At 60.8% G+C, this 15,683-nt stretch carries 14 protein-coding genes and 2 pseudogenes; 4 read left to right on the top strand and 12 right to left on the bottom strand.

Annotated elements, in window-relative coordinates:
- Window positions 1-11 precede the first annotated feature (11 nt).
- Together AT6N2_RS12180 and AT6N2_RS12175 are read right to left on the bottom strand one after the other, a co-directional pair.
- Window positions 12-1,178, bottom strand: a complete 1,167-nt coding sequence (locus tag AT6N2_RS12180; RefSeq protein ID WP_209087140.1) for a mandelate racemase/muconate lactonizing enzyme family protein — start codon at window positions 1,176-1,178, stop codon at window positions 12-14.
- Window positions 1,175-2,083, bottom strand: coding sequence for a dihydrodipicolinate synthase family protein (locus tag AT6N2_RS12175; RefSeq protein ID WP_209089686.1), 909 nt, complete (start codon window positions 2,081-2,083; stop codon window positions 1,175-1,177). Before AT6N2_RS12175 ends, AT6N2_RS12180 begins: the two co-directional genes overlap by 4 nt.
- Before the next feature lie 115 nt (window positions 2,084-2,198).
- Here AT6N2_RS12175 and AT6N2_RS12170 point away from each other — a divergent pair, with 115 nt between their 5' ends.
- Both AT6N2_RS12170 and AT6N2_RS12165 read left to right on the top strand, forming a co-directional pair.
- Window positions 2,199-3,110, top strand: coding sequence for a 2-dehydro-3-deoxygalactonokinase (locus AT6N2_RS12170; RefSeq protein WP_209087132.1), 912 nt, complete (start codon window positions 2,199-2,201; stop codon window positions 3,108-3,110).
- 67 nt (window positions 3,111-3,177) lie between these two features.
- Window positions 3,178-3,804, top strand: a complete 627-nt coding sequence (locus AT6N2_RS12165) for a GDSL-type esterase/lipase family protein (RefSeq protein ID WP_209087123.1) — start codon at window positions 3,178-3,180, stop codon at window positions 3,802-3,804.
- A gap of 971 nt (window positions 3,805-4,775) precedes the next feature.
- Here the strand turns inward: AT6N2_RS12165 and AT6N2_RS12160 are convergent.
- The 9 genes and pseudogenes from AT6N2_RS12160 to AT6N2_RS12120 form a co-directional block, all read right to left on the bottom strand.
- Window positions 4,776-5,058 (bottom strand): annotated as a pseudogene (locus AT6N2_RS12160) (IS3 family transposase); the annotation flags it as partial.
- Between the two features lie 69 nt (window positions 5,059-5,127).
- On the bottom strand, window positions 5,128-6,138 hold the full coding sequence (locus tag AT6N2_RS12155; protein WP_209087121.1) for an alcohol dehydrogenase catalytic domain-containing protein: 1,011 nt from the start codon (window positions 6,136-6,138) through the stop codon (window positions 5,128-5,130).
- Window positions 6,135-7,202, bottom strand: coding sequence for a branched-chain amino acid ABC transporter permease (locus AT6N2_RS12150; RefSeq protein WP_209087119.1), 1,068 nt, complete (start codon window positions 7,200-7,202; stop codon window positions 6,135-6,137). Before AT6N2_RS12150 ends, AT6N2_RS12155 begins: the two co-directional genes overlap by 4 nt.
- A gap of 4 nt (window positions 7,203-7,206) precedes the next feature.
- Complete coding sequence (locus tag AT6N2_RS12145) at window positions 7,207-8,064, bottom strand: branched-chain amino acid ABC transporter permease (RefSeq protein WP_209087118.1); 858 nt, start codon at window positions 8,062-8,064, stop codon at window positions 7,207-7,209.
- Window positions 8,051-8,782, bottom strand: coding sequence for an ABC transporter ATP-binding protein (locus AT6N2_RS12140; RefSeq protein ID WP_209089684.1), 732 nt, complete (start codon window positions 8,780-8,782; stop codon window positions 8,051-8,053). The genes AT6N2_RS12145 and AT6N2_RS12140 overlap by 14 nt, the downstream gene beginning before the upstream one ends.
- Window positions 8,782-9,507 carry an ABC transporter ATP-binding protein gene (locus tag AT6N2_RS12135; protein ID WP_209087116.1) on the bottom strand — a complete coding sequence of 242 codons (726 nt, stop codon included), beginning with the start codon at window positions 9,505-9,507 and terminating at the stop codon, window positions 8,782-8,784. The genes AT6N2_RS12140 and AT6N2_RS12135 overlap by 1 nt, the downstream gene beginning before the upstream one ends.
- A gap of 77 nt (window positions 9,508-9,584) precedes the next feature.
- Window positions 9,585-10,880: an ABC transporter substrate-binding protein gene (locus AT6N2_RS12130; protein WP_209087111.1), complete on the bottom strand. Its 1,296-nt coding sequence runs from the start codon at window positions 10,878-10,880 to the stop codon at window positions 9,585-9,587.
- Between the two features lie 68 nt (window positions 10,881-10,948).
- A complete protein-coding gene (locus AT6N2_RS12125) occupies window positions 10,949-11,782 on the bottom strand; it encodes an SDR family NAD(P)-dependent oxidoreductase (protein WP_209087103.1) in 834 nt (277 codons plus the stop codon).
- A gap of 121 nt (window positions 11,783-11,903) precedes the next feature.
- Window positions 11,904-12,419, bottom strand: coding sequence for a 2,4'-dihydroxyacetophenone dioxygenase family protein (locus tag AT6N2_RS12120; RefSeq protein ID WP_209087102.1), 516 nt, complete (start codon window positions 12,417-12,419; stop codon window positions 11,904-11,906).
- Between the two features lie 289 nt (window positions 12,420-12,708).
- Between AT6N2_RS12120 and AT6N2_RS12115 the strand changes: the two genes are divergently transcribed.
- Window positions 12,709-14,310, top strand: a complete 1,602-nt coding sequence (locus AT6N2_RS12115) for a sigma-54-dependent Fis family transcriptional regulator (RefSeq protein WP_209087100.1) — start codon at window positions 12,709-12,711, stop codon at window positions 14,308-14,310.
- 221 nt (window positions 14,311-14,531) lie between these two features.
- A pseudogene (locus tag AT6N2_RS24410) lies at window positions 14,532-14,773 on the top strand (IS630 family transposase); the annotation flags it as partial.
- Window positions 14,774-14,896: 123 nt separating this feature from the next.
- On the opposite strand, the gene AT6N2_RS12110 reads toward AT6N2_RS24410, so the two are convergent.
- Window positions 14,897-15,667: a triose-phosphate isomerase gene (locus AT6N2_RS12110; protein WP_209087098.1), complete on the bottom strand. Its 771-nt coding sequence runs from the start codon at window positions 15,665-15,667 to the stop codon at window positions 14,897-14,899.
- Between the last annotated feature and the right edge of the window lie 16 nt (window positions 15,668-15,683).

Genomic DNA, 15,683 nt, shown 5'->3' with positions numbered 1-15,683 from the left:
AGAAAACCAGTTCAGATACGTTCAATAAGGGCGAGCGCCGCCTCCGACGGCTTGACGCCAAGTCCCGGTCCGGAGGGCAGGTAATATCTGCCTTCGCGGCAATCCATATCGCCGGCGAGCAGGCGGCGGTTGGGTTCGAAAATCGAGTGCTGGAACTCGTGCCCCTTCAGGGTCGGCAATGTCGATGACGCCTGCAGGCTCGCAGCAAGGAAGATACCTGCACCGACTGTTGCGTGCGGGATCACGTCAATGCCGTGCTCGGCCGCGAGCGCGCCGATGCGGATAAAATTGGTAATGCCCTTGTGGCCCATTTCCGGCTGCACGATCGCGATGCGGCAGCGTTCGATGCGGGCGCGCATGTCCCAATGGGTGCGCCATTCCTCGCCGACGGCAATCGGGACCTCTGTTCCATTCGAAACCTTTTCCAGCCCTGCGATGTCTTCCGTCCAGACCGGCGCTTCGGCGAACCACGGGTCGAACGGCGTCATCTCGGCTATGAGTTCCAGCGCCCACTCCGGCGTCTGGTTCCAGTGCATGTCAGCGGCGATTTTTGCCTGCGGGCCGAGGACATGCCGGAGATTGGCGATTTCCGCCGCCGGGCCATCGTCAGCCACCGGCGTTGCGAATTTGAAAGCATCAAAACCGCGATCCTGCCAATATTTCGCCAGTTCCCCGCGCGCCTTCAATGTCTTTTCAGGCAGGCCCGAAACATAGGCCGAAAAGATGTCAACACCGCCGCCAAGAAGGTCGCGGATGGATTTTCCGGCTTCCTGCCCGGCAATGTCCCAGAGCGCAATATCGAGCGCGGCAAGCGCATCGACGTAAAAGCCGCCGGTATAACCGCGCACCCGCATCATGTCGTAAAGGTCGTCGTAAACAGCCGAAGGATCGGACGCATCACGGCCGATCACGAAACCGGCGAGAAGATCGTTGATGAGGGCGGCAACGGCACCGGGGGCGACAATACCATAGGTCTCACCCCAGCCGACGGTGCCCGCCTCAGTCGTCATGCGCACCAGCACGCTGCGGTCAAAGGTGGGGTAGACCGTTCGATTGCCCTTGCGCACGATGTAGCCGTTGGGATTGACCACCTCGCCTTGCCTCAGCGCGCCGAGATAGGGAACCTTGCGCGGCTGGGTCAGCGTGAAGACCTCGACGGTTGCGATGGGGCTGTTCATGCGGCCTCCGCGGCAACAAGGCCAAGCTCGACCAGATTGGCATCGATATCGGCAATGGCCGCCGCATCAAGCTCAGGTGTCGGCGCGCGCACGCCGATGCCTTCGATCACGCCGCGGCGGGCGAGCACATATTTGGTCAGCCGCATGCGATAGACCGCCTGCAACACCAGAAGCGGCAATGTGCGGACATAAATCCGGCGAGCCTCCTCCTGCCGCCCGGCAACAAGCGCCCGGTCGATGGCCACATGTTCCTCGGCGATCTCCAGCGCTGGCATGGCCGCCGTAGCGCCTCGGGCATATTCGTCGAGAATGTAACGTGCACCGCCGCCACCGATGACGCCCTTCAGCGTCGAAGGCGCATGGGCGATGATGTAGCTGATGGCCGGGCCGGCCGGAAGGGTCTCTTCCTTGACATAGGCCACCTGCGGCAACGCTCGCACGATTTCCACGATCGCCTGGGGCGAGAGGTCGGAGCCGCGCGGCGCAGGCGCGTTCTGCAGGATGATTTCAACCGCGGGCAGCGCCTCGACGATCCTGCCGAGGAATTCGATCAGCGCTGGCGCATCCGTGCCGACCGATTTCGGCGGCTGCACCATCAGGTGGCGAATGCCAAGCGCCGATGCCGCCCGCCCATGCTCGACCACCTCACGCCAGTCGGCAGCGCTGGCACCCGCCACAACCGGCACCCGACCTGCCACCGCATCGACGACGATCTTCAGCAACGTCGCGCGTTCGGCGGCATTCAAAGCCTCAACTTCGCTGGCGAAACCGGGAAACACGACACCATCCACGCCCTTGTCGAGCGCAAAGACCACCAGCCGCTTCATGCCCGTTTCGTCAATGCCGCCATCCGCCAGGAACGGCGTGGGCAAAACAGGCAGAATCCCCTTGAGGCCAGCCATCATCATTCTCCTCCTGATTTAGTATCATATTTTGATACCTTGAATTCACTAATTGACACTACATAGACTTGCGACTTATGACAAGCCCCAAGATGAAATGAACGAGGAGGTTCAAGACATGGCAGCAGCGGCGAACTCGATTATCGTCGATTGGGGAACGACATCGCTGAGGGCGGCGCTCGTTGGCGAAGAAGGCGAAGAGCTCGATCATCTTGAAACCGCCGACGGTATTGCGAGCCTCGCCAAGGGTGAACACGAGGCGGCGTTGATGGCTGCGCTTGCACCCTGGTTTTCACGCCAGGGGGCATTGCCCGTCGCCGCGCTCGGCATGATTACCAGCCGCAACGGCTGGGTCGAAGTCGCTTATGTGCCGTGCCCGGCAGGCCCGGCGGAACTTGCCGCCGGCACGGTGCGCAGGTCGCTGCCGAACGGCTCCGACCTCGTCTTCCTGCCGGGTCTCAACGATCCTGCCCGCCAGCCCTTTCCGGACGTGATGCGCGGTGAGGAAACCCAGATCGTCGGCCACGGCCTTGGTGAAGACGCTACCCTCATCATCCCCGGAACCCATAGCAAATGGGCGCGGGTGAAGGCACGGCGGATCGACGGTTTTCAGACATTCGTGACCGGTGAAATCTTCAACCTGCTCATCAATCATTCCTTCATCGCGCGTGGCTCCACGCAGCCGCCGGTCGATGATCCAGAGGCCTATCTCTGGGGTCTGAAAGAGGCAAAACGATCCGCTGCCATGCTGTCGCTCATGTTTTCAGCGCGAACCGGCGGGCTTGCCGGCCGGCTTTCACCGGATCAGTTGCGCTCCTTTGTGCGCGGACTGGTCATCGGGCAGGAGTTTCGGCAGGCCCGCGAGGCCGGATGGTATGCGGAGGGAGACGAAGCCGCTATCGTCGGCAATGACGGCCTGAACGATCTCTATCTGGTTGCCGCAGAGGTGTTCGGTCTCAAGACATCCGTGGGGGCGGATGACGCCCTTACAAAAGGTGCCCTGACTGTGCTGCAGCACGCCCTTCCGTGACCCTTGCCGATCGCGGGGCGCCTAAATGACGGCATCCTGCTTCCAACAGAATTTTTCAGGACCAATCATGTACGACTTTCCGGTCAATATCGGCACCAGCCGTCACGAAAACGATGTCCTTGCCGTCCTTGCCCGCCTTCAGCGCATCGGCGTTCCAACCAATCCGATCGCCTTTTATGGGTCATCTTCATTTCGGATCTGGAGCTCGGTGACCGAAGATCTCGGCTCGCTGGATATCGTCAATCTGGGATTTGGCGGCGGCACCTACCTCTCCGCCAGCCATTATCTGCACCAGTTGCTGGTTCCCTTGAGGCCCGGCAAGGTGGTGCTTTATTTCGGCGAGAACGACATTGCCAGCGACGGCCTCAAGGCCGGGACCACGCTTCGGCACCTGCAGGATTTACGGGACGGCATCTCTCGCACCCTTCCGCAGGCGGAGGTGTTTGTCCTAGCCATCAAGCCCAGTCCGGCGCGCTGGATTTATCGACACGAATTCGATCTTTTCAATCAGATGGCGCGCGACTGGTGCGAGAGCCGCGACCGCACCACATGGTGTGATCCAAACGCCGGCCTCCTTGGTGAGAATGGCCTGCCGATGTTCCGTTGTTACCTACCCGATCTGGTCCACCTCAACGCAGCAGGCTACGCGGTCTGGTCGGAAGCGTTTAGAAACGCGTCGGGTCTGTTGAACTGAGAAAAGGCACTACAGTTGCCTCTCTAAGGGTACCGAACTTATTGTGCTTTGATCGGCTCGCTTCGCCGGAAGGTATTTGGTGTAGCGGCCACTATCCGCGGCACCTCGACTCCCGACAGCTGCTTGGCTGCACCGCCGCCTGCTCAACATGATGCCTCCGATTTGCGCATTCCGCCCGAACTCGGCGTCTAAGACGCCATCTTTGTGCAGGCTCGCTCGGTGCCCGTGCTCAGGGAAAGGGAAACCAATCTGCCGACGGTTCGAGACATCGCGATCTCAAGTTCTATGATCCGAGAAACGGTGCCACAACACGGAAAAGAAGGTCGGGAAACAAGGCCTCCTGATCGAAATCAGCGGCGCCACCCCAACGACTGTGTTACTCACGTTGACCGTGGCACTCGCCATTCAGGCGTGCATCCTTGAAAGCCCTTGCGTCAATTTCCTGCTTACTCCAATGGCCATCATTATCAGCCATCGACGTCGTCTCAAACAGGCAGAAAGCACCGCCTAAAAAGAGTCAGGTGCTCGGCACAGAATCACAAGTAATTCTCTCGATTCAAGATTTTAGCGAGAGCTTTTCGTTAACGAGTTAGCTACTTATGGGCAATCGCAAGCGTGGCCGGATGCTTTCCCTTGGGGCTTGAGCAAAGCCGTTTCAACCCTTGTCCGACGGGGTCGTCGCGTTCATTCCGACCGGGACCCTGAACCATTTCTGCGTCAAGGGTTTGATGCGGGATCGGTATTCGTGCCCCAGCCGATGCGCCAAACTGATAGGCTGGACGTCAGCATATTTGTGAGGCCGCCGGTCGCAGTCTTTTTCCCTTGCGTCCTGCAAGTCGATGCCACTGCCATGGTCTGGCTGCATTCGCCCAACACCCCAGAACGGCCGACCTACATACATGGCCTTATTCGGATGCCGCCGACTTACATGTCCAGCAGCTTCACCAGCATTTCGCCTGTTAAGCCGTGCAAAAAATCGCTTCCAGTGTCAGTTCGCCGATCTTGGCGTGAAGCGTTTTGACATCGCCGATCGGTTCTGCCGGTTCGGCTGGTTTCATCTCCAAATACGCCTGTCGCCCCCTTCAAAGAGCTGGTCTTTCCACTGTTTGTCCGAGTGGGCGCGAACGTAGAACTGCTGATACAATTCTACCATCGTCTGTGCACCTTTGATGGCAGCAAACGCCACCTTCGCCTTGAAAGCCGTACTGTGTTCCGGCGCGGTCCTTACGTCATGGCACCTCCTGTTCCCGGCATCTAAGCCGATCTCAGGTAGAAGCTCCACTTATTGTAGCTGTACAGATTTCCTGAGCCACCTCTATAGGCTCATTCGCCGAACGGATCGATCAACACCTTGCATTGCGTCGTTCGCTTTCGCAGCGCCTCGAATGCCATAGGCATGTCGCCGAGGCCCACGACGTCGGAAATCAGGTTCTGCGGCGTAAAGCGTCCGGAATCGAGGGCATCGATCGCGGTTGCGAATTCGTGCATGTTGAAAAACACCGACATGACGATCGTCACTTCCTTCGAAATCGCCCGGAAGGAGTCCATGTGGTCGACAGCCGTGCAGAGCCCCAGGACCACGATCTTGCCGCGCGGCCGCACCAGTGAAATGCAGTGATCGATCATGCCCGGCCGCCCCACGCATTCGAACACGATATCGGGCCGTCCGTCGCAGGCCGCCGCTGCCTGGACGGCGATGTCGTCGTCCGAGACGACGAAACCGGTTGCTCCGAGAGCCATGGCCCGCTGCGCCTGCAAATCCGAAAGATCCGCCAGCACGACCTTTCGCGCGCCTTGCCGTCGCGCCCAGAAGGCGACGGCAAGGCCGATGGCGCCCGCGCCGACAATGAGGACGGTGTCGCCGGGTTTCAGGCCGGACTGCGTGATGCCGTGCAAGGCGACGGCAAGCGGCTCGGCGAGCGCGCCGTCGGCGGGAGAAATGCCCCAGGGCAGGCGCCGGCATTGAAAGGCATCGACAGCGGCATATTGGGCATAGCCGCCGCCGATCAGCGTCATTTTTTCGCACCAGGCCGGTTCGCCGCGCAGACACGATGGGCAATGTCCGCATCCGCGCATCGGCGCGACGCTGACATGATCGCCGACCTTAAGGCCACCTGTCTCCCCGCCGATCTCCACGACTTCCCCGGAAAACTCGTGACCGAGCACGTCGCCCTTTCGAACCCCGAACACCTCCTCGGCGGTCATGTGGAGATCGCTGCCGCAGATGCCGCATCGGCAGACCTTGAGCAATAATTGTCCCCGTTGCGGTTTCGGATCATCGACATCGCCGACGACAAGCGGCGCCCCGATCCGGTCGAAAAGCGCGGCTTTCATGGATGCGATCCTTTCGTAACGGTGCTTGAGACGACCAGCTTTCGGCCCACTGGGAAGAGGGGAACGTGGATGCGGCTCGAGATCAGCCCCCAGATGCCTTGGCGCGCATAAAGGGCGGTCAGGAGGGTCATGAGACCGAGCACCACCATGTAGACCGCGCCGTATTGCGCAAAGAAGCGATCGGCGACGAAATAGATCAGCGCGCCGACGAGAACGCCTTCAATGGTCCCCACACCGCCGACCATGACGATGAAGATGGCGATATTGGCCCAACTCGGATTAAAGCCGGCCGCCGGCGTGATGCGCAGCTGCGCCATGTAGTAGACGGCGCCGGCAAGCCCCGTGCCCATCGCCGCGGCCACGAAGATCAGGAAGCGCAGCCGCTTGACGTTCACCCCCTGGCTTTCGGCGGCGACCGGATTGTCGCGCATCGCCGTCAGGGCAAGGCCGTGGCGCGAGCGCAGCAGCCAATAGCTGCCGCCGACCGTCACCAGAAGCATCGCGGCGCAAAGCCACATCAGTCCGACTTGCCGCTGATGCAGGGAATATTGGCTCATGACGCGAAGCGTCATGCCCGAGCCTGCGTTGACATAGTCGATGTTCAACACGACGAGCTTTACCGCTTCCGCCACCACCCAGGTGCCGATGGCGAAATAAGGACCGTCGAGACGGTGCAGCAGCGCATAGGTAGGAAGCGCCAGAAGACCCGAGACGAAAATGCCGACCCAGACCGCCAGAAACGGATTGATGCCGAAATTCGAAGCCAGCACGAACATCGCATAGCCCGCCACGCCGATAAAGGCCTGCTGACCGACGGAGACAAGCCCCGCATATCCGGCAAGCAGGTTCCACATCTGGGCAATGGCCAGGTAGACGGAAAACTCCACCACCCAGCGCATATGACCGGGTTGCCCCCACCAGGGCATCGAGACCATGGCGGCCAGGATGAGGAGAGAGACAGCCGCGGCAACGCGGCTGGACCCAGTGTGACGGATAACGACATGGGCCGGTTCGGCCGCAAACGGTCCGGCATCGGCCGGAGGGACGGGGTTTGCCAGTGTCATGGGTTCAACCTTTGCTCATCAGGCCCTGCGGACGGGTGGCCAGCACGGTGAGGAAAACGAGATGGCCGGCCAGCGTTCCGAAGCCGGGATCGATGCGGAAACCGATGGCCTGCGCGATGCCGAGAACCATGGAACCGACAAAGCCGCCCCAGATCGAGCCCATGCCGCCGATGATCACCGCCTCGAAGGCATAGATCAGCTGGGCCGGACCGTCGGCCGGCGAGACGGTGGCGCGCAGCGCGAAGAAGACGCCCGAAAGGCCGAGAATGCCGACCGCGATCGCTGTCGCATAAGCGTAGACGACGCGCGGGTTCACGCCGGTCATGGCCGCGGCTTCCGTGTCGGCGGCGGCGGCGCGCAAGGCCCGGCCGAAACGGGTGCGGCGCATGGTCAGGTCGAGCCCAAGCGTCAGCAGCGTCGCCGCGATCAGGATCATCACCGGCAGAAGCCCGATATAGATGCCGCCGATATCGACCGACGCCGCCTCGATGCCGCCGCCGCTCATCGAGCGCGTATCGGCCGACCAGATTTCGAGCATCAGGTTCTGAAGCGCGATCGAGACGCCGAAGGTGGCGATCAGGGAAGGCAGGGAATCCGCCGCGACCACCTTGTTGAGCACGAATTTCTGCAGGCCCCAGCCGATGACTGCCGCCAGCGGTACGAGCAGCAGAACAAGCGGCAAGGGCCCGACGCCGAAGGCGACGGAGGCCGATATGCCGATCAGCGCGAGCAGGACGACGAGGTCGCCATGGGCGATATTGACGATCCGCATGACGCCGAACATCAGCGCCATGCCGAGCGCGTATTGCGCATACATTCCGCCGAGCAGAACACCCTGTATCAATGCGTCAAGCCACGTCATGACCGGCTCCAAAATAGGCTTGCGCGATATCCGCGCGGGTAACGTTCGACGACAGGCTTTCGAGCGTGATATGGCCTTCGAGCATGCAGTAGAGGCGATTGGAGGCGCGCTGGGCCAGCATCACGTCCTGTTCCACAAGCACGATCGACGTGCCGGTGGCGGCGATCTGCGGCAGCACCTCGTAGATCTCGCGGATGACCTTCGGCGCGAGCCCGAGCGATATCTCGTCGCAAAGCAGAAGCCGCGGCTGGGCGAGAAGCGCCCGGCCGATGGCCACCATCTGCTGCTGGCCGCCCGACAGCTTCTCGACCTGGGTCCTTCGCCTTTCCTGAAGGATCGGAAACAGCCTGTAGATGCGCTCGAGCGTCCACGTCTTTTCGGCCGTCTTTCGGGCATGGTCGACGGCGACCTTCAGATTGTCCTCGACGGACATGCCGGCAAACAGCCGCCGCCCTTCCGGCACTATGGCGATGCCGAGCTGCACCATGCGGTGCGGCGCGCCGCCGCCGACCGGGCGGTCTTCAAAGAGCACCATGTCGCGACCGACGGGAAGAAGGCCCATAAGGGCGCGCAGGAAGGTCGATTTACCCGCCCCGTTCGCGCCGATCAGGGCGACGACCTCTCCCTCGGCAATGCGGAAATCGACGGAAAAAAGCGCCTGGAAGTCCCCGTAGCGGGCATTGAGACTTCGGGTGGAGAGAAGATCGAATGTCGTCATCATGCTTCGATCCCCATGTACACGCGCTGGACATCCGGATTGGCGATCACCTCTCTTGGCGGACCGTCGGCGATCTTTTCCCCGAAATTCAACACGAGGAGCCGGTCGGCCACCGCCATGATCGCGTTGAGCACATGTTCGATCCAGACGATCGTGATGTTGCGCTGCCTGATGCGGCGAACGAGCGCGACGAGCTGGCGCGCCTCCTCCTCGGTCAGGCCGCCGGCAATCTCATCGAGCAGCAGCAGCTTCGGATCGCTCGCCAGCGCGCGCGCCAGTTCGAGCCGCTTTCTGTCGAGAAGCGTCAGCGAACCGGCGGCCAGGTTCGCCTTCGCCGCGAGGCCGCATTCCTCGAGAATGGCCGCGCAGAAGGCGTTGGCGCGGCGTTCGCTCAACGCAGCGCCGAACATGGCTGCGACCATGAGGTTCTCGAATGTGGTCATGCCCGCATAGGGCTTCGGAATCTGATAGGTGCGGCCGATGCCGCGGCGACAGCGCCGGTGCGGCGCCTCGGAACGGAGCGTTTCGCCGTTAAAGGTCAATTCCCCGGCATCGAGCGTCGCGTCGCCGCTGATCATGTTGAACAATGTGGTCTTGCCCGCACCGTTGGGGCCCAATATTCCGAGGATTTCGCCCTCGCGGACATCGATGTCCACGCCATGGAGAACCCTCAGCGCGCCGTAGGACTTGGATATCCCCGTTCCCGATAAAATCATTTGCGCCATCGCATGCCCTTCGTCCGCATTGGAATTGTCGTCCTCGGACAGATCGCCTTCGACCTGTCCGAGGACAGTTCACGCGATCAGGACCACTTGATCGGTTGCAGCTTGGCTTCGGGCTCGATGAGCTTGCTGACGGAATTGTCGACGATCTTCAGATCGTACATCCACCTGTCGCTTTTCACCCACTGACCGCCGAAGATCGGGGTCTTGCAGATATTGGCATGCGGCCCGGCGCCGAATTTGATCGGGCCGACCAGCGTGTTGAGATCGGTCGCCTTCAGCGCGTCGCGCACCGAGGTGCGGTCCATCGGATCCTTGGCGCGTTTGAGCGTATCGATGGCAACCTCCCAGAGCGCGTGGGCATAGCCCAGCGGCTGGATCCATTGCTTCTTCATCTTGCTTTCCCAGGCATTGGCCACATCGCGGCTGACTTCGCCGGTCAGCGACGACTTGAACGGGAAGGCCGGCGTCCACCAGACTTCCGAACTCATGCCGTTGCCGAGCGGCCCCATGGCCTCGACGCCCGAGGGAAAGAGAAGGGCCGCGGCGACCGTGACGACCTTCGGATTGAACTTCTGCTGGCTGCACTGGGTGATGAAGGTCTTCAGGTCCGACACATAGGTGATGCCGCCGACGATGTCGCAGCCGCCGCTCTTATATTGGGAAATCTGCGCGGAGAAGTCGTTCGTGCGCGGCTGGAACATGCTCGGCACGATGGTCTTGAAGCCGGCTTTTTCGACCGCCGGCGGCAGTCCGTAACCGCGATTGCCCCAGGTCTCGCCATCGGCATTGCGCGGAAACAGCATGCCGACATTCCTGTTGGTTTCGAGCGATTGCCAGAGACCGACGAAGGTTGCGAGCGCATCCTCAAGCCCCCAGAAGAAATGGTAGGTCCAGTCGAACGGCTTCTTGTCGCCGCCGCGCGGCATGACGAAAGCCTGCCAGGGCGCGGCCGACGAAATGCTGGGAACGCCGTTGAGTTCCGCCTGATCGGCGGCCGAATTGATGACATCCGTCGTCGATGCCGGGATCAGAAGCTGGACATTCTCGTTCAGGATCAGTTCGCCCGCCAGTTCCGCCGATTTGTTCGGATCGGACTGGGCGTCGCGCACCAGAATATCGACCTCGTAGGTCTTGCCGTTGTTCTGGATACCGTTGGCCAGCAGCGTCTTGATGATCTCGACGGTGTAGCCGTCGGATTCGCCGAAGGGCGAAAGCGGTCCCGTCAGCGGACTGATGAAACCCACCTTGATCTTGCCGCCGGATGCGCGTGTCAAACCGGGCATGGCGAGCGTCGCTGCGGCGGCGCCCATGGTTTTCAACGCCGTTCGACGCGAAAGCCGCGTCTGGCTTATGCCTTCCAATAGTGTTTTCATGCTCTCCTCCCAAGTTTTAAAAATACCTGCATCGGCTCGTCTCCTCCACGACCCGATGCCTGACCGGATCAGTCCGCGGGGCGCAGATGCAGTCCCCCGTCGATCACCATTTGAGCGCCCGTTACGTAAGACGACGCGGGCGAGGCGAGGTAAAGCGCCAGGCCCTTGATTTCCGATGTTTCGGCCACGCGATGCAGCACCGACCATTTTTCGAAAGCGGCCCGGTCTGCGACATTGCGCAGCCGTCCGCCGGCGATATTGGTGACGAAGGGACCTGGCGCGATCGCGTTGACGAGAATGTTGTAGCGTCCGAGTTCCATCGCCGCCTGGCGCACCAGATGCGCGACCCCGGCCTTGGCCGGCATGTAGGGCGTGCCGACAATGCCGTCATTGTAGAGCGCCGCGCAGGACGAGGTGGCGATGATCCGCCCGCCGCCGGTCTGCTTCATGTAGCGCGCCGCAAGCTTGATCGTGTTGAACACGCTCGTCAGGTTGGTCGCGATCACCTTGTCCCAGTGCTTGTCTTCGAGATTGTCGATCTCGCCGTCGGGATTGCGCTCGCCTTCGGGCGTCAGGAAGCCCGGCCCCGCATCGATGCCGGCATTGGCGAAAACGATGTCGATGCTGCCGCGTTCGGCAAAGACCCGGGCAAAGGCTTCCTCCATGTTCGCCCGGTCGGTGACGTCAACGATCTGTCCCCAGACATTGCCGCCCCAAACATTGCCGCCGGCGCGGGCCAACGCGTCGAGCGTGTCGTCGAGCGCCGTGCGGTTGACGTCGAAGAGACAGACATTGGCGCCGTTTTCGGCGAGAACTTCCGCATAGGCGCGGCCAAGACCGCTGGCCGCCCCCGTCACGATGGCCGTTTTTCCGGCGACGTCGAACATTTCCTGCAATGACATGCGAACAATCCGTTTTCGAGCGTTTTGAATGGAAGCGTCACGCGGTCATCTGTCAAAAACCGCGACGAAACAAAGAGCCGGAGCATTGGCGAAGGGCCGGGATGCTCTCGTTTGAGGGCTGTCAGATGAACATTTCCTTGTTGATCGGAATGCCCTTCTTTTCGCAGTAGCTCGTATAGTGATCGATGAACCAGAATACGTCCGCGGTGAAATCGTACTTGCCCTGCTCGTCGTAGAATTCGATCGGCCCGTTGATCCAGAAAATCGCCTTCACGCCGTTCGGATCGTCCGAATAGAGCGTATGGTCGGTGCCCGGCAGCTCGTAGACGAAATCGCCGGGACGGGCGACCCAGCTATATTCGTAATAGGCGAAGGAGCCTTCAAGCGTCAGCGCCGAGACGACGCCGCGATGGCGATGCGTGCCGATGCGGCCGCCGCCCTTGACCCAGAGAATATTGGCGACCGAATTGGTCCGCACGTCGAAACAGAAGTGCTTGATGGCAGCGCTGTCGCCGAAGGGAACCCAGGGGTTCCTGTCGTCGTCACCCGGAATATGGGCTCCTTCGCGCGCATATTTCAGGATCGTCTGATGGTGGGGCTCTTCCGGAAGCTTGACGATATGGGCCGGCTTGTTCATGGAAATCTCCTCCCGATTTTCCGTGGTTCAGCAAGTTGGAGCCAGTCTGTGTTTCGTGCCTGCCAAGGGTCAACGGGATAATCGGCGGCCGGCCGCGACTTTCGGGAAAATCCTTATAACGCACTGAAATATCTATTCATAATTCGCAGGCGCACGGCGATGAAACGGCACGCTGCGGCGCGTATTTGAATTGTGTATTTATGAAAAGATCAATTCGTGTTTATCATTTCATCAACGAGGCGGCGCAAAGACATGGGTGGTGCCGGCGCGCCGTGAACGGGAGGCGGACATGAAGATCAACGGCGGACAGGAAGCCCTTCTCGATCGGGGCGGGCGGCCCACCTTGCGCGAACTTCTCACCCATCTCGTCTTCAGTCCCGTCAATGGCGTGTTGCGCCTCGGCGATACGCGGATGGTGCTTCAAAGAACCAGCTTTCTGAGCCACCTGCGCGAAGAGATCGTGCGCAGCTATGGACGCGAGGATGCCTTCGTGTTGCTGATGCGGCTCGGCTTTCAGGCCGGCGTCGAGGATTCCCGCTTCGTCAAGGCCTCATGGCCCAATCTCGACCCCGGCGACGCCTTCACCGCCGGCACTAGGCTTCACACCGTCAGCGGCGTGACGCGCGTCGAGACGGTCCACAATGATTTCGACTTCAAGAAGGGCAAATTCTCGGGCGAATTTCTCTGGCATGAAAGCGCCGAAGCCTCCGAACACCGCAAGCATTACGGCGACGCGATCGAGCCGGTTTGCTGGTCGCTGATCGGTTACGCCTCCGGCTATGCGACCCACGCGCTGGGCAAGCTGATCGTCTACAAGGAAATCGAGTGCAAGGCGATGGGCCACAGGCATTGCCGTGTCGTCGGCAAGCCGGCCGATGCCTGGGGCGAAAGCGATCCGGATGTTCAACGCTTTCGCCGGCAGATCATGCCGCGCTATCTGAGCGAGGAAATCGCCGCGCGTCCAGTCAAGAGCAAATCCAGCCCCTCGGAAGGCGATGCATCGGCAAGATACGATCTTGCCGTCCTGTCTCCGGTCATGGACCAGATCGAAGCCTGTTCGCGCGCGCGTTTGCCCGTGCTGCTTTCGGGTCCCGTGGGCAGCGGCAAACGAATAGCCGCCAGTCAGATGGCGAGCATCGCCGCGCCCGGCGGCGCGATGCCCGAATGGACGTCGGGCCACGGATTGACCCCCGATGGCTTGCGCGGTCTTTTGTCGCCCTCCCCGACACGCTCGGGCAGACAGCCCATGGCGCTGCTTCAGGACGTCGAGCATCTCGACGAGGCGTGTCAGGCCCTGCTTGAAAATCACCTTCGATCGCATAGCCAGGCCGCCGCGCAGACCTTTCTGATCGCGCTGACGGAAGCCTCGCCCGCCGCCTTCCTGTCGGATACGCGCCTGCGCCCCGCTTTGCGCCGCCTGCTTTCCATAAAGCCGGTCGTCATGCCTGCCTTGGGCGCAAGACGCGGCGATATTCCGGCGCTTGCTCTTGCCTTGGCGGATGTCGTGGCGGAAAAATTGCACCTGCCGGCGCGCGACATCGACCCCACAGCCCTGGAAAAACTGGCATCGCTAGCTCTGCCGGAAAATCTGCTGACCCTTGAGGTCATCCTTGCCAATGCGCAAATGGCGGCCTCGCCTTTGAAACGGATCGATGCCGACGCCATCGAAAAAGCGGCCGCCATGCCGTCGCCCGCCGATCATCGCGATTGCGCGCTCCGGTCTCTGGCTGAAGCCGCGCTGGACGAAAAGGGCTTCGAGCTCGAGGAATTCAACCGCTTGATTTATGAGCTTGCCCTGGAGCGCGCGAACGCAAACGTGGCGAAAGCCGCGCAATCCCTGGGCTTGAGTCGAGCGCAACTGGCCTACCGCCTCAGGACCGCCGGGGCATAGGCCGCCCGATCTATATTGGCAGGGGTTTCGCGCTGATCTAGCAGTTTGGACCGCCGGGAATTGGAGTTTTCTGGCTCTGATCACCCGATACATTGATGGCTTTTCAAGCTAATCCGGCGGCACTCCGCGCTTGACTACCTAAGCGCTGCACAGTTCGAAAGGCTAGCGGCCTGATCTGAAATTGCCTCTCCAGTTTTCCGAAGTAAGCCGAACCTGCCTGACATAAAACCGAAGGCGTACGCCGGGCAATCGAAGTGGCGCGATGCTGACTGCTTTACCTTCCGTCATACAGCCAAGACTTCAGTAAGACCGCAAAGCGTTCGCAAAACTGATGGCGGTCTTGCACGCAAAAGCCGAGCGGACCGTCGATGCACTTTGGGCTGCAGTCGGCCAAGCTGTGACCACGTTCCTGCCGCAAGAATGCGCCAACTGCTTCATATCTTTGCGGAATGGAACTGAGTAAAGTGTCCGTGCCCCATCAAAAACCGGGCGATTCCGCGCGCTAACTTTGACATGCGTATGGCGTTCTGCCGTCTGAAATTCTTAAGTAGAAGCGACACTCTGCTAGCGATTGTTTGTGCACCGTTTAGCCGAGCGCTTTCGCAACACGTTCAAGAATGTCGAGATAGCCCGCTGGTTGCCAAGCAGATCGGCCGATGAAAAGGCCGTCGATATGCGGCTGGGTGATCAATTCCGCACAGTTTTCCGCACTAACGCTGCCCCCGTATAGCACGGGAACCTTAACGCCTAAGACCGCCCTGGCCACGCTTGCGATCATCGCCTGGCGTTCGTTGGCAAAATCGGCTGATGCTGGGATACCGTTGACACCGATGGCCCAGACCGGCTCATAGGCTAACAGGATCGTCTTGCGCCTTTCTGCTCCTTCTAGAAATGCCAGCGCCGCTTCTACCTGCCGTTTCAATACCGCATCCGTTTGCCCTGCCATGTACTCGGCCCGAGTATCGCCTATGCAGATCAGCGGTATCAGGCCATGTCGAACGGCGGCAGCGGTTTTTCGGCCAACGGTTTCGTCGGTCTCGTTGAAGAATTCCCGCCGCTCCGAGTGGCCGAGTTCCACCAGGTCGAGGTTACAGTCCTTCAGCATCGGAGGTGAGATCTCCCCGGTCCATGCGCCGGCATCTTCCCAGTGCATGTTCTGGGCTCCAACCTTGACGCTGGTCTTCATTAGGCGTTCCTTGACCTGCCGCATCGTCGTGAACGGCGGAATGACAAAACGCTGCACCCGTTCATCGCTGCCTGTCTCTGTTGCCGATAACATGTCAGAGAAGGCCATCGCTTCCGCTAGAGACTTGTTCATTTTCCAGCTGGTGCCGATCCAATATGTCGCTTCGCGCATCTCTTCTCCTAAACTT

The organism is Agrobacterium tumefaciens, from assembly GCF_017726655.1.
Classification (GTDB): domain Bacteria; phylum Pseudomonadota; class Alphaproteobacteria; order Rhizobiales; family Rhizobiaceae; genus Agrobacterium; species Agrobacterium tumefaciens_B.
Note: the sequence above shows the minus strand (reverse complement) of the source record. Positions and strands in the feature narration are given on the sequence as shown.

Bases quoted from the DNA above. Each gene is read 5' to 3' on its own strand.
- AT6N2_RS12120 (WP_209087102.1), bottom strand. From the start codon at position 12,419: ATGAACAAGCCGGCCCATATCGTCAAGCTTCCGGAAGAGCCCCACCAT.
- AT6N2_RS12150 (WP_209087119.1), bottom strand. From the start codon at position 7,202: ATGACACTGGCAAACCCCGTCCCTCCGGCCGATGCCGGACCGTTTGCG.
- AT6N2_RS12170 (WP_209087132.1), top strand. From the start codon at position 2,199: ATGGCAGCAGCGGCGAACTCGATTATCGTCGATTGGGGAACGACATCG.
- AT6N2_RS12125 (WP_209087103.1), bottom strand. From the start codon at position 11,782: ATGTCATTGCAGGAAATGTTCGACGTCGCCGGAAAAACGGCCATCGTG.
- AT6N2_RS12140 (WP_209089684.1), bottom strand. From the start codon at position 8,782: ATGACGACATTCGATCTTCTCTCCACCCGAAGTCTCAATGCCCGCTAC.
- AT6N2_RS12180 (WP_209087140.1), bottom strand. From the start codon at position 1,178: ATGAACAGCCCCATCGCAACCGTCGAGGTCTTCACGCTGACCCAGCCG.
- AT6N2_RS12130 (WP_209087111.1), bottom strand. From the start codon at position 10,880: ATGAAAACACTATTGGAAGGCATAAGCCAGACGCGGCTTTCGCGTCGA.
- AT6N2_RS12135 (WP_209087116.1), bottom strand. From the start codon at position 9,507: ATGGCGCAAATGATTTTATCGGGAACGGGGATATCCAAGTCCTACGGC.
- AT6N2_RS12165 (WP_209087123.1), top strand. From the start codon at position 3,178: ATGTACGACTTTCCGGTCAATATCGGCACCAGCCGTCACGAAAACGAT.
- AT6N2_RS12115 (WP_209087100.1), top strand. From the start codon at position 12,709: ATGAAGATCAACGGCGGACAGGAAGCCCTTCTCGATCGGGGCGGGCGG.
- AT6N2_RS12175 (WP_209089686.1), bottom strand. From the start codon at position 2,083: ATGATGGCTGGCCTCAAGGGGATTCTGCCTGTTTTGCCCACGCCGTTC.
- AT6N2_RS12145 (WP_209087118.1), bottom strand. From the start codon at position 8,064: ATGACGTGGCTTGACGCATTGATACAGGGTGTTCTGCTCGGCGGAATG.
- AT6N2_RS12110 (WP_209087098.1), bottom strand. From the start codon at position 15,667: ATGCGCGAAGCGACATATTGGATCGGCACCAGCTGGAAAATGAACAAG.
- AT6N2_RS12155 (WP_209087121.1), bottom strand. From the start codon at position 6,138: ATGAAAGCCGCGCTTTTCGACCGGATCGGGGCGCCGCTTGTCGTCGGC.